Genomic DNA, 12,586 nt, shown 5'->3' with positions numbered 1-12,586 from the left:
ATTAATTACGACTAAATTGTAAATGATACAGCGTCGAATATAAGCCTCCCTGATTCAATAACTCTTCATGATTTCCCCGCTCTTTAATTTCCCCTTTATCCATCACCAAAATTTGATTCGCATTCCGAATCGTCGACAATCGATGTGCAATTACCACCGCTGTGCGCCCCTTCATCAAGGTTGCTATGGCTTGTTGGATCATTAACTCCGAATCCGAATCCACCGATGACGTCGCCTCATCCAACACAATTATCTTTGGATTACGCACCATCGCACGCACAAACGAAATCAATTGACGCTGCCCCACACTTAACGTAGCCCCACGCTCCATTACCTCATAGGCATAGCCACCAGGTAAACTCATGATAAAATCATGTACCCCAACTGCCCTAGCCGCCTCTTCCATCTTTTCCTGCGTTATCCGGTCATCACCCAAATGAATATTATAAGCAATCGATGAACTAAACAAAAACACATCCTGCAACACAACCGCAATATTCTCCCGCAAACTTTCAATCTCATAATCCGGCAAAGCAACCCCATCAATCTCAATGACGCCTTGTTGGCAATCATACATACGAGCCAACAACCCAATTATGGACGATTTCCCAGCGCCAGTAGCGCCCACAATCGCCATCGTCTTTCCAGCCGGAACAGTAAAATCAACGTGCTTAACAACCCATTCAGGCTCTTGGTACGCAAAACTTACCTCGTTAAATTTAATTTCACCACGTACTTCATCGGCCAATACAGACCCATTATTTTGGATGTAATCCGTCGAGTCCAACAAAGTCAAAATCCGCTCCGTTGACACAATCCCCATCTGAAGCGTATTAAACCGATCCGCAAGCATCCGAATCGGACGGAAAAATAAATTTATGAACATCACAAACGCCGTCAGCGTCCCTAATGTTATCTCCTCACGTAAAATATAAGTTGACGCCATCCAAACCACAAACCCTGAACCCACCGCCGAAATCACATCCGCCACGGGAAAATAAACCGAATAAGCCAAAATCCCCTTAATATTCGCATCGCGATGCGCTTGATTAATCACATTGAATTTGGCCAGCTCACGCTTCTCCGCATGAAACAACTGCACAACCATCATCCCAGAAATATGCTCCTGTACAAAGGAATTCAAATTAGCGACTGCTAAACGAACCTCATTAAATGATTTTTTGATATACTCCTTAAAAACATACGTCGAGAAAAACATGAAGGGCAAGGTGGCTAAAATCACGCAAGTCAACCGCCAATCCGTGTAAAACATAACCCCAATAATCAAAAATAATTGAAGCAAATCTCCAGCAATCGAAGCTAAACCCTCTGAAAACACATCGTTCAAAGTTTCTATGTCCGATACCGTACGAGTTACCAAACGACCAATCGGAGTGGCGTCAAAAAAAGCTAAACGCAAATGGACAATTTTAGCATATAACTGAACACGGATATCACGAATGACTGTTTGGCCTAAAAAGCCCGCTAAATAACTCGTTGAAAATTGAAGGGAAGTTTGTACCAATAAGACAAGAATCATCAGCATAAATTGCTGCAACAACTCCGCCATGTGACCCAAACTCACATAGTTGTCTAATGTAAATCGAATCATCAACGGGATCACCGGCGAAACACTAGCTGTCCCTAAAATCAATAAAACTAAAAACCAAAAACGAATTTTGTACGGCTGAATAAAGCCGTAAATGCGGCGAATAATATGCCAGTCAACAATCTTGCCAATCTCCTTTTCGTTCATTTAATTTCAGTTGGCATCGCCGCACACGTCCCACAGCCTTTGGCACATTGACCAGCCGACTTACCCCAAAACTGTTGATAAACCAGTCGGCCTAAATACACCAAAGCTCCCACAAAAATCAGCGCAATAATTACGGTTTCCATTTCGATTGTAGTATGCGTAAAAATTCATCAAATATAGGCCCAGCCCCAATAATCTCCCCACTAAAAATTACCTCATCCCCACCCGAAAAATTCGTCACAGATCCACCCGCCTCTTCGATAATAATTTTTCCTGCCGCCACATCCCAAGGTTTTAAATTTGCCTCAAAAAAGCCCTCAAAACGACCACATGCCGTATACGCCAAGTCGATTGCCGCAGCACCCATCCGACGTAAACCGTGACTTTTTTGCATCAATTCCTTTAGCAAAGCTAAATATTGATCCTGATAAGAAAAATCATAATACGGAAAACCTGTTGCTAACAAGCTCCGACTTACCTGATTTTGATCTGAAACATGAATCGATTGATCATTCAAAAAAGCCCCAGTTCCCTTCGCAGCGCAAAATAATTCATCTCGATTAGGCTCATAAATCAACCCCAATATCGGCTGTTTCTGATAAATTAAGCCCACAGATACCGCATAAATAGGCAGTCGATGCAAGAAATTTGTCGTACCATCTAACGGATCAATCACCCAATAGTAGCCATCACCCACCTCACTGTAATCTGAGGCCGACTCCTCTGCCACAAATCCTGCTTCCGGAAAAACCCTTCCCAAGCCCTCTTTTAGCCGTTTTTCAGCCGTCTGGTCCACATAGGAAACCAAATCATTCGTTCCCTTATATTGAATATCCTCCTGCCCGATGTCATTCACCACCGACTGAATCCAGCGCCCCGTTTCCAAGACTACCGGCTTCGATAAGTTTAGCAAGTTGGCCAGATCCAACATATCTACTTAGGTTGTAAGGCCAACCAATCCGCAAGGATTTGTTGGGTTTCTTTTAAATATGCGTCTTTGGCATGTTTATCTGCCGCGTTCTCCTTCTTGTCTTTGTCGGCAGTCGACTCATCCGCTCCACCCAGCGCATCCATCACCGCCTGAGACTCATCCGGTTTTTTCTTCTGCTCATCCAATTCCTTCTTTCGCTTTTCCATGTTCAATGAAATGGAATTGGTCTCTTTGATTTTTTTCCAACGCTCAAAATCGGCCCGCAACTTGATCAAGTCCGGCTTGGTTTTTAAACGTGTCGCATACGCCGCTTGCATTTTACTTAGTACCGCAGGCACAACATTGTTCGTAGGCTGATAGCTCGTTGATGCAATCATATCCCAAGGCAACGCACTAGGCTGCGAACTTTCGCCAAACTCCTCCGCAGAGAAAGCTGATGGTAACGCAAAATCCGGACTAACTCCTTTATGCTGCGTCGAACTACCATTTACACGGTAAAACTTCTCCAACGTAATTTTCAGTTGGCCCGCCGGCTCCTTCCCATCCCCTAAATAATTATCTAAGTCCACCACTGATTGAACCGTACCTTTTCCATAAGACTGCTCCCCGACAATGATTCCACGTTTGTAATCTTGTATGGCAGCGGCAAAAATCTCGGAGGCAGAAGCTGAAAAGCGATTAATCATAATAACTAATGGACCGGCATAAACTTGTTCGATATCGCGATCTACTTCTTGCGAAATCTTACCGTCGGCCTGCTTGCGCTGTACAACCGGTCCTTTCGTAATAAATAAACCCGTCAAATCGACGGCTTCAATTAAGGAGCCTCCCCCATTATTTCGCAAATCAATCACTACGCCGTCGACGCCCGATTGCTTAAAAGCCGTTAAAAACTTACGGACATCCGAGGTTGTTGAATTAAAATCAGCCTCACGCTTACGCGCTCCCTCGAAATCCCGGTAGAACATGGGAATGGTAATCAAACCAATCTTCACATTTTTATCTCCCTGTTTGAAATTCAATACCTCTTGTTTCGCTTTTTGCTCTTCAATTTTAATTTTCTCACGTACAATGCGTACCTCCGAAGTAGGGGAACCCGTTACTCCATTCGCTGCTAAAATTTTCAACCGGACAACGGTACCCTTGGTACCCCGAATTAACTTGACGGCATCGTCGGTAAACCAACCGATCACATCGACAAACGCGCCTTCGTCACCTTGAGCTACACCTACAATGCGGTCTTTGGGATTGATCAATTTACTACGGAACGCTGGACCACCAGGTATTAAATCCTGAATGGTTACATAATCACCTTCTAGACGAAGTGTGGCTCCGATTCCCTCAAAACTTTGGGACATGTCCTTGTTAAATTCTTGCGCCGCTTTCGGAATCATATACGACGTGTGTGGGTCGATACTTTCCGTGTAGGCGTTCATAAATACTTGAAAAACATCTTCCGACCGGGTACGAGCCATGTATTTGGCAGAACGCGCATACCGCTCTTTCAATTCCCGGATGGCAGTTGTGTCTGCTTTGCCCCCAATTTTCCAATCTAGCAATTGACGCTTTAAGTCTTTGCGCCAATAATTATTTAGCTCCTCAGCCGTTTCGGCCCATTGCGCTTTTTCACGATCAGGCTGATAAGTCTCATCCGAGGTAAATTCAACCGGTTGCTTCATTAGTTGGTCGATGTAAGCATAGCGCTCTAACATGCGCTTTTGATACCGGTTATACATCTGAAAAGCAGATGTCAAATCCCCCATATTCAATTGCTCATCGATTGTGAGCCTATATTTCTCCATTTCCGCGACATCAGCTGCTAAAAAGAAGACTTTATTGGGATCTAGGTTTTTGATATAGGCATCAAAAATCTTGGATGATAAGGAATCATTCACAGGAATCTTCCGATAATGGTAATTGCTTAAAATACCAAACACCAAACGCTCTACCTTCTTTTGCGTTTCCGTTGGCTGTAAATCACCTTGCTCATATGTTGCCTTTACCTGGGTATCCTGCGTTTTCCCGTGCAGGAAAACAACTACCAATAAAGACAAAGGAATTAAAATCGGAAGTATCCTTTTCATGTTATTCTTTTTCGATCGCTAATAGTTCCACATCAAAAATAAGGGCTGCGTAAGGCTTGATCGTTTGACCACCTCCTCGAATGCCGTAAGCTAATTCTTGAGGAATGTATAATTTAAATTTAGACCCAACGGGCATTAATTGCAGCGCTTCAACCCAGCCAGGAATCACGCCTGACACAGGGAAAGAAATCGGTTCGCCGCGATTCACTGAAGAATCAAAAATTTCTCCATTGATTAATGTTCCATGATAATGTACTTTCACCTTATCGGCTGCAGAGGGCTTGGGGCCATCCCCCATTTTAAGTACTTTATATTGTAAACCAGAAGCCGTCGTGATCACAGAATCTTTCAATTTATTCGCTGCCAAGAACTTCTCTCCTTCAACGCGATTTGGCTCATATTGTTTTGCTTGCTCAGCCGCTTGGGCTTGTTGGTTCTTCATCATGAAATTATTCATGACACTCTGACATTCTTGCTCGCTGATTAATAGTTTCCCACCTGATGTCACAGAAGCAAAGCCTTTGGCAACCATTTCTGGATTCAAGGTTACTTTTTGAGATTTAAAATTTTGAGCAACCAAAACACCTACGGCATAGGAAACCGAATCAATAGCGGAGTTAAATGGCTTAACCGGAACTTTTGTTACGGAAACGGTCAATTTAGGTTTGGTTTTAAGTGGAGCCTTAGGCTTGGTTTGTGCAAACGAAGAAAAAGTAAGTAAAGAGGCGGCTGTTAGGTATGCCAATGGTTTTAAAAAGTTCATGAAAATCTGATTTGATTCAAAAATAAAGTTCCTAAGATACACGAAAATTGCGGCTCGCTCAATAAAATTAACGGCATTTAACAGGCGTCATTTTTGCGCTAAAAAAACAATCTAAAAAAAGTCTTATAAATAGGCTGATTTTTTACCAAAGTTATGGGAATATTGAAATTTCCTAGCTAATTTTGCACTCGAAATTTTATAATAAAAAACATAAAACTTTAGTATGGCATCAGTAAGACCAGATGAGGTTTCGGCAATTTTAAGAGAGCAGTTATCTCAGGCGAAAACTCAAACAGAATTAGAAGAAATAGGCACTGTACTCCAAGTGGGTGATGGTGTGGCTCGTATTTATGGCCTTTCCAATGTACAAGCGGGTGAATTGATCGTTTTTGAAAACGGTTTAAAAGCCTTAGCCTTGAACTTAGAGGAGGACAATGTAGGAGCTGTACTTTTGGGCGATTCTAGCCAGATTAAAGAGGGTGATACGGTAAAGCGTACGAACTTAATTGCGTCTGTACAAGTAGGAGACGGAATTTTAGGTCGCGTTGTGAATACATTAGGTGAGCCTATCGATGGAAATGGTCCTATCACTGGAAAGTTATATGAGATGCCATTGGAGCGTAAAGCACCAGGTGTAATCTTCCGTCAACCGGTAACAGAACCATTACAATCAGGTATCAAGGCAATCGATGCGATGATTCCAGTAGGTCGTGGCCAGCGTGAGTTGGTAATCGGTGACCGTCAAACTGGTAAAACAGCTGTTTGTATCGATACGATCATCAATCAAAGAGAATTTTACGACAAAGGCGAGCCGGTATTTTGTATCTATGTAGCCATTGGTCAAAAAGCATCCACTGTTAAGCAAATCGAGCAAACGCTTCGTAAGGCTGGCGCGATGGATTATACGGTTATCGTTTCTGCATCTGCGGGTGATCCTGCACCGATGCAATTTTACGCACCATTTACAGGAGCTGCGATCGGAGAATTCTTCCGGGATACCGGTCGGCCTGCCTTAGTTGTTTACGATGATTTATCGAAGCAAGCGGTAGCATACCGTGAAGTATCTTTATTATTACGTCGTCCACCGGGACGTGAGGCATATCCAGGAGACGTTTTCTACTTACACTCTCGTTTATTGGAGCGTGCGGCGAAAATCAACAACTCGGACGAGATTGCGCGAAGCATGAATGATTTACCTGATTCCATCAAAGGGATTGTGAAAGGTGGCGGTAGCTTAACGGCTCTTCCAATTATTGAAACACAGGCAGGTGACGTTTCGGCATATATTCCAACCAACGTAATTTCGATTACGGATGGCCAAATCTTCTTAGAAACTAACTTGTTTAATGCGGGTATTCGTCCAGCGATCAACGTAGGTATTTCGGTATCACGTGTGGGTGGTAATGCACAGATCAAATCGATGAAGAAAGTGGCGGGTACATTGAAATTGGATCAAGCACAATTCCGTGAATTAGAAGCATTCTCGAAGTTTGGTTCCGATTTAGATGCATCTACGAAGTTAACGATTGACCGTGGTCGTCGTAACCTAGAAATGTTAAAGCAACCTCAATTTGCACCACAGCGTGTAGAAGAGCAGGTAGCTATGATTTATTTAGCAACTACAGGTAACTTGGATAATGTTCCGGTAGAAAAAGTTCGCGAATTCGAACAAGATTTCATTCAAGTATTGCGCGCGACGGAAAAAGCTACTTTAGAGGCTTTAGGTCAAGGAAAATACGATGATACCCTAACTGCTACATTGAAGCGTGTGGGTAATGAAGTTGCAGCTAAGTACAAAGCATAAAATTTAGACTACTATGGCTTCCTTAAAAGAAGTAAGAAATAGAATTGTATCTGTCAATTCAACGCAGCAAATCACGAAAGCTATGAAAATGGTTTCGGCAGCTAAGTTGCGTCGGGCACAAGATGCCATTCAACAAATGCGCCCTTACGCAAGCAAATTAGCTGAAATGATTTCCACCGTCTCTGCTCAAACAGAAGCTGGTGCGGAAAATCCATTCACGGAAGTACGCGAAGTAAAACGGGTTATGATAATCGTTGTAACCTCAGATCGTGGTCTTTGTGGTGCTTTCAATGCCAATGTAGGTAAAGCAGCTATGGCTTTGGTGCAGGAGAAATACGCGAGTTTACACGCAGCGGGCCAAGTAGAAGTTTTATCCCTGGGTAAAAAAGGGGGTGAATATCTATCAAGACGTGGTTATAAAGTTAATGATGCGCATGTAGATATCTTTTCGCGTTTGAATTTCTCAAACGTTCGGGAAATCGGTGAATTCATGTTGAATGCGTTCATGGAAAAGCAATTCGATGTGGTTGAAATATTGTTTAATTACTCCAAAAACGTAGCCACGCAAATCATCCAAACGGAGCAATTGCTTCCTTTGGTAGCGGCTGAAACGAGTGTAAAATCAAGTGCAGTCGATTATATCTTTGAACCTTCTGAGGAGCAAATCATTTCAGAGTTAATTCCTAAGTCAATTAAGTTGTCCATTTTTAGAGCATTATTAGAGTCCAATTCATCTGAACATGGCGCTCGAATGACTGCCATGGACAAAGCGACAGAAAACGCGGGTGAATTAATCAAAGCATTAAAATTAGAATATAACCGCTCACGTCAAGCTGCGATTACCAAGGAAATCCTTGAAATCGTAGGTGGAGCCGAAGCCCTTTCAGCCTAAAATTATGAAGCAATTATTCGTTTTTATCTTCGTTTTAATCTCGTTGCAAACAATGGCACAGGGCATTAAAATGCCGGCACCAAGTCCTGGTCAAACGATCAAACAAGATTTTTCGCAGTCCTTCATCGAAGTAGTCTATTCGCGTCCGATCATTAAAGGACGTACCATCTTTGGTGATATCGTTCCCTTTGGTAAATTATGGAGAGCGGGAGCGAATAACCCAACCAAAGTGACTTTTGGCGAAGATGTCAAAATTGCGGGTAAAGAACTGAAAGCGGGTTCATATCAGCTAATGATTGTTCCTTCCGCTAAAAGCTGGGAAATCATTTTCAATAAAGGAACAAATGGCGTTTTCAATTACCATCCAGAGGAAGACGTGCTAAAAGTATCAGTACCTACCATTTCGCTTGCTTCTAGCGTGGAATCATTTACGATTCAGTTGGGCCAAGTGATTGCCAATACATGTGAAATTCAAATCATGTGGGAAAAAACAAGTGTATCCATTCCGGTAACCACGGAAATTGATGCTAAAATTGCTGCTTCTATTGAGAAGGCAATGAGCGTTGATACCAAACCTTATTTTGAATCGGCGTCTTATTATTACGAGACTGGTCGTGATTTGAAAAAAGCATTGGATTGGGTGACCAAAGCGTCTGAAGCTAATCCTTCAGCCTATTGGGTCATGCATTTAAAAGCGAAAATTCAAGCCAAATTAGGAGATAAAGTTGGCGCTAAAGCTACTGCCCTAAAATCCATCGAATTAGCGAAAGCTGGAAAAAATGAAGATTACGTGAGCTTAAATCAAAAATTAATTGATGGCTTATAATTGGAACTAAACAGAGCAAGAAAGCCTTTCTTAATCGGAAAGGCTTTTTTTAGCTTAAAATTATGAAGGAAGAAAACGGATATAGTACGGGAGAGGAAAAAGAAACGGCAGTACTTGTGGCTGTAACTACGCAGAAACAAAATGCGGTACAAACGTCGGAGTATTTAACGGAGTTGGCCTTTTTAGCCTCAACATCAGGTGTATTGACCTTAGCAAGTTTCACACAAAACTTAGCTAAACCTGATAACCGCACCTACGTGGGTAAGGGGAAATTAGAAGAGATTATTGCTTATCTAATCGCGAAAGATGTAGATATGCTCATTTTTGATGATGATTTAAGCCCCTCACAAGTCCGTAACATCGAATATGAAATCTCACTCTTGGGCAGAGAGATGAAAGTATTAGATCGTAGTTTATTAATTCTCAATATTTTTGCCCAGCGTGCTAAAACAATTCAGGCCAAAACCCAAGTTGAACTAGCCCAATATCAATACATGTTGCCCCGATTAACGCGCATGTGGTCGCACCTTTCAAAGCAGCGCGGTGGCGTGGGAATGCGTGGACCAGGTGAAAAAGAATTGGAGACGGATCGTCGGATTGCCAACGACCGCATTTCCTTTTTAAAAGATAAATTAGAAAACATCGACAAACAGTCTTCGACCCAGCGGAAGAACCGGGACCGCATGGTTCGTATTTCGCTCGTGGGATATACCAACGTGGGCAAATCGACGCTCATGCAGAAATTAGCTAAAGTGGATGTTTTCGCTGAAAATAAATTATTTGCCACGGTGGACTCTACGGTTCGCAAGGTGGTTTGGGATAACATTCCATTTTTATTGACAGATACGGTAGGATTCATTCGCAAGCTCCCTACCCTATTGATTGAATCCTTTAAATCTACGTTGGACGAGGTTCGAGAGGCGGATATCTTACTCCATGTCGTTGACATTTCGCACCCAAATTTTGAAGAACAAATTGAAGTTGTACAAGGGATTTTGAATGAGATGGGCGCGGGTGATAAGCCAACGATCCTGGTTTTCAACAAAATTGACCTATATAACGTCGAAGATGTTTTCTTTGAAGGAGCAGCAGTGGATGAAGATGGCAATCCGGAGTTAACAAAAATGGAGCGTGTGACGCGCTTTTTGAAGCAATCACATTGGCAAACGAATACGCCTAAAACCGTATTTATATCAGCGGAACAACGCTCAAATTTGGGTGAATTACGTGGTATGGTGATGGAAATTATTAAGGAAAAACATTTTCAGATATTCCCAAATTGGTTGGATACTAATCACTTGATGGGGTATAATGATGGGGTGGTTCCGGAGAGTTGAGATGTGAGAGGTAAGAGTTAAGAGGTGAGAATTAAGAGGTGAGAATATTGGCGCTGTAGTTCAACGGATAGAATAGGCGTTTCCTAAAGGTTCCAGTATTGATTATACTAAAAGATTGTCAATAGTAAATACAGGACTAGATTTGGGATAGATTTAGAAAGTGAAAAAGTGTAAGTGTGTAGTAAAAGTGTGTAGCAGTATAGTATATTTGAAATAATACTAACGTCCCATAGTTTAATGGATAAAACAAGAATTTCCTAAATTTTAGATGCAAGTTCGATTCTTGCTGGGACGACACTAAAAAACCCTTGCATCAGAGCGAGGGTTTTGTTTTATGACTTTCGGGAATATTCCTCTAACTTAAGACTTAACTATGTTTCCCTAAACCCCTACAAGTAGAATTCTTAAACTGATAGTTCCCCAATTCTAAGATGTCAAGAGTTGATTATCGGGGGTAGGTTTATTTGTTAAAATAAAATAATTCATTTGAATACGTATAATAATTTTATGTTATGGTGACATTGAATAACACGCTAATTTATAGCGACAATCTACCTATATTTGGGGTGATAGGAGAATGTTTATAGCGCCTATATACTAGTTAGCTGCAAGTGTACAAACTGACAATAAATAAAAACAGAAAAATGACAAAAAAAGATTTAATAAAACGGTTAAATTGGTATTATCCAATGGAACGGATGCACGCATTTATTACTTTCCCATTAATTGCAATCTATTTGCTCTTTACTAATTCATTTCTTGATATAATATTTATTTTATATGGCTTAGTTCTGTGCATTTTCATATTGTTTCAAGGACAACATTATTGGAAGCTAAAACTTAATAGGCTTACAGGAAAGCCATTTGACCAAAACAAGAATCTAATATTTTTTAGAAAATCGAAAAAAAACAACCTTTTTATGATAGGCTTAATTCCGTTAGTATTTATTATCCAGCTATATTTTAACAATTGGGAAGTGAAAACAGAGAATTTGATATTTTGGGCAATCATTGCAAACGTTTTTGGCATTCTTGAACACATCAATTATTATAATAGACAATTAATGATTGACAACACATCTGATTTAAACTATGTAATTAGAAACCGAAAACTTAAAATTGCAAGTTTGGCTAAGGACTTGTCGGAAAATGAAATTTAAAACACCAGCAGCTAACAGCCGTTTTGCAAAAGCGGGGGTTTGGTGCTTCTATGAAAGTGAAGTGCTAAATTCAAGCTTTGGACTTCTATTGTAGTTTTGCAGTAAAAGTCGCGCCCGACTCGATTCCCGCCGGGGCCACAAAATAGACGTTAGACGTTAGACGTTAGACGTTGGACGTTGGACATTGGACGCAAGACGTTGGACATTAGACGCTTTGTCATGACATTTGTAGAGACGCAAAGTGTCGCTCCTTCATAAGTTCTACAAATCACCAGCGTCTAAATCAAATATTTGCTAAGACCGGGGATCTATCCGACACCTCTAATGGATATTTGTATTTCCAGAAAATATTTTTGAATTTTAAGGCAATTCGATACTCCTGAAACTAAACCATGAAATTAACTGAACGATTAGCTCAAAGTCCTTACTTTTTCAAAGGAAGCAATAATGTGTTTTTCGAATGGTTTTTAAAATTAGTTTATTCAAAAAAAGTAAACAAGGGAGAATTCATCATCGAAGCTGGAGAAATCTGCGATAAATTATTTTACATCGAGAAAGGGCTTATAAGAATCTACCGTTTGGACGATGAAAAAGAAGTAACAACTTGGTTTACGAAGGAAGGTGATTTTGTTACTACAGTAAATAGTTTTCATTTTGGCCAACCGTCAAAAGAGTATTTTGAAGCAATCGAAGATTCAGTAGTTTATTACATCAATAAAAAATCATATTTATATTTAGTTGATTTAAGTACAAATTTCGCAAAATTTTCAATCCATGAGCTTTTAAACAATCTCTGCGAATACCAAAATCAATGTGAATTTTTAAGAACATTATCAGCACATGATCGATTAAAGTATATTGAAAAAGAATATCCATTTTTACTAAAGCGGGTTAAACAAAAATACTTGTGTTCATTTTTAAATATCGAAGCCACCTATTTGTCAAAACTATTGAATCAAAAGGTAGAGGTTGGATAAAAAAAATCCCTGATTAAAATAATCAGGGATTTGCAAAACTCCTTGTTCTAAATATA

11 protein-coding genes and 1 tRNA gene are annotated in these 12,586 nt (G+C 40.7%); 7 read left to right on the top strand and 5 right to left on the bottom strand.

Annotated elements, in window-relative coordinates:
• Position 1 precedes the first annotated feature (1 nt).
• The 5 genes from ACIQ6T_RS07380 to ACIQ6T_RS07360 are packed head-to-tail and all read right to left on the bottom strand — an operon-like array spanning position 2 to position 5,534.
• Complete coding sequence (locus ACIQ6T_RS07380; protein WP_395767281.1) at positions 2-1,756, bottom strand: ABC transporter ATP-binding protein; 1,755 nt, start codon at positions 1,754-1,756, stop codon at positions 2-4.
• On the bottom strand, positions 1,753-1,899 hold the full coding sequence (locus ACIQ6T_RS07375) for a FeoB-associated Cys-rich membrane protein (RefSeq protein WP_395767280.1): 147 nt from the start codon (positions 1,897-1,899) through the stop codon (positions 1,753-1,755). The genes ACIQ6T_RS07380 and ACIQ6T_RS07375 overlap by 4 nt, the downstream gene beginning before the upstream one ends.
• On the bottom strand, positions 1,887-2,687 hold the full coding sequence (locus tag ACIQ6T_RS07370; RefSeq protein WP_395785258.1) for an inositol monophosphatase family protein: 801 nt from the start codon (positions 2,685-2,687) through the stop codon (positions 1,887-1,889). The genes ACIQ6T_RS07375 and ACIQ6T_RS07370 overlap by 13 nt, the downstream gene beginning before the upstream one ends.
• Positions 2,688-2,689: 2 nt before the next feature.
• Positions 2,690-4,771: a carboxy terminal-processing peptidase gene (locus ACIQ6T_RS07365; RefSeq protein WP_395767278.1), complete on the bottom strand. Its 2,082-nt coding sequence runs from the start codon at positions 4,769-4,771 to the stop codon at positions 2,690-2,692.
• A gap of 1 nt (position 4,772) precedes the next feature.
• Complete coding sequence (locus tag ACIQ6T_RS07360) at positions 4,773-5,534, bottom strand: FKBP-type peptidyl-prolyl cis-trans isomerase (RefSeq protein WP_395767277.1); 762 nt, start codon at positions 5,532-5,534, stop codon at positions 4,773-4,775.
• Positions 5,535-5,757: 223 nt separating this feature from the next.
• Between ACIQ6T_RS07360 and atpA the strand changes: the two genes are divergently transcribed.
• The 7 genes from atpA to ACIQ6T_RS07325 all read left to right on the top strand — a co-directional run bounded on the left by atpA (position 5,758) and on the right by ACIQ6T_RS07325 (position 12,530).
• Complete coding sequence (gene atpA / locus ACIQ6T_RS07355) at positions 5,758-7,338, top strand: F0F1 ATP synthase subunit alpha (protein ID WP_395767276.1); 1,581 nt, start codon at positions 5,758-5,760, stop codon at positions 7,336-7,338.
• A gap of 13 nt (positions 7,339-7,351) precedes the next feature.
• A complete protein-coding gene (gene atpG, locus ACIQ6T_RS07350; protein ID WP_395785257.1) occupies positions 7,352-8,230 on the top strand; it encodes an ATP synthase F1 subunit gamma in 879 nt (292 codons plus the stop codon).
• Between the two features lie 4 nt (positions 8,231-8,234).
• On the top strand, positions 8,235-9,056 hold the full coding sequence (locus tag ACIQ6T_RS07345) for a DUF2911 domain-containing protein (protein ID WP_395785256.1): 822 nt from the start codon (positions 8,235-8,237) through the stop codon (positions 9,054-9,056).
• Between the two features lie 62 nt (positions 9,057-9,118).
• Positions 9,119-10,393: a GTPase HflX gene (gene hflX, locus ACIQ6T_RS07340; protein WP_395785255.1), complete on the top strand. Its 1,275-nt coding sequence runs from the start codon at positions 9,119-9,121 to the stop codon at positions 10,391-10,393.
• 223 nt (positions 10,394-10,616) lie between these two features.
• A tRNA-Arg gene (locus ACIQ6T_RS07335) sits at positions 10,617-10,688 on the top strand.
• Between the two features lie 349 nt (positions 10,689-11,037).
• A complete protein-coding gene (locus ACIQ6T_RS07330) occupies positions 11,038-11,553 on the top strand; it encodes a hypothetical protein (protein ID WP_395785254.1) in 516 nt (171 codons plus the stop codon).
• A 392-nt stretch (positions 11,554-11,945) separates the two neighbouring features.
• Positions 11,946-12,530, top strand: a complete 585-nt coding sequence (locus ACIQ6T_RS07325) for a Crp/Fnr family transcriptional regulator (RefSeq protein WP_395785253.1) — start codon at positions 11,946-11,948, stop codon at positions 12,528-12,530.
• Positions 12,531-12,586: the final 56 nt, after the last annotated feature.

Origin of the sequence: Aquirufa sp., assembly GCF_044377215.1 — a bacterium.
GTDB lineage: Bacteria > Bacteroidota > Bacteroidia > Cytophagales > Spirosomataceae > Aquirufa.
The sequence above is the reverse complement of the archived record's forward strand: the minus strand, read 5'-3'. Positions and strand labels throughout refer to the sequence as shown.

Excerpts from the sequence above, each read along its gene's own strand:
- atpA (WP_395767276.1), top strand. The coding sequence starts at position 5,758 with ATGGCATCAGTAAGACCAGATGAGGTTTCGGCAATTTTAAGAGAGCAG.
- ACIQ6T_RS07325 (WP_395785253.1), top strand. The coding sequence starts at position 11,946 with ATGAAATTAACTGAACGATTAGCTCAAAGTCCTTACTTTTTCAAAGGA.
- atpG (WP_395785257.1), top strand. The coding sequence starts at position 7,352 with ATGGCTTCCTTAAAAGAAGTAAGAAATAGAATTGTATCTGTCAATTCA.
- ACIQ6T_RS07370 (WP_395785258.1), bottom strand. The coding sequence starts at position 2,687 with ATGTTGGATCTGGCCAACTTGCTAAACTTATCGAAGCCGGTAGTCTTG.
- ACIQ6T_RS07380 (WP_395767281.1), bottom strand. The coding sequence starts at position 1,756 with ATGAACGAAAAGGAGATTGGCAAGATTGTTGACTGGCATATTATTCGC.
- ACIQ6T_RS07330 (WP_395785254.1), top strand. The coding sequence starts at position 11,038 with ATGACAAAAAAAGATTTAATAAAACGGTTAAATTGGTATTATCCAATG.
- ACIQ6T_RS07360 (WP_395767277.1), bottom strand. The coding sequence starts at position 5,534 with ATGAACTTTTTAAAACCATTGGCATACCTAACAGCCGCCTCTTTACTT.
- ACIQ6T_RS07345 (WP_395785256.1), top strand. The coding sequence starts at position 8,235 with ATGAAGCAATTATTCGTTTTTATCTTCGTTTTAATCTCGTTGCAAACA.
- hflX (WP_395785255.1), top strand. The coding sequence starts at position 9,119 with ATGAAGGAAGAAAACGGATATAGTACGGGAGAGGAAAAAGAAACGGCA.
- ACIQ6T_RS07375 (WP_395767280.1), bottom strand. The coding sequence starts at position 1,899 with ATGGAAACCGTAATTATTGCGCTGATTTTTGTGGGAGCTTTGGTGTAT.
- ACIQ6T_RS07365 (WP_395767278.1), bottom strand. The coding sequence starts at position 4,771 with ATGAAAAGGATACTTCCGATTTTAATTCCTTTGTCTTTATTGGTAGTT.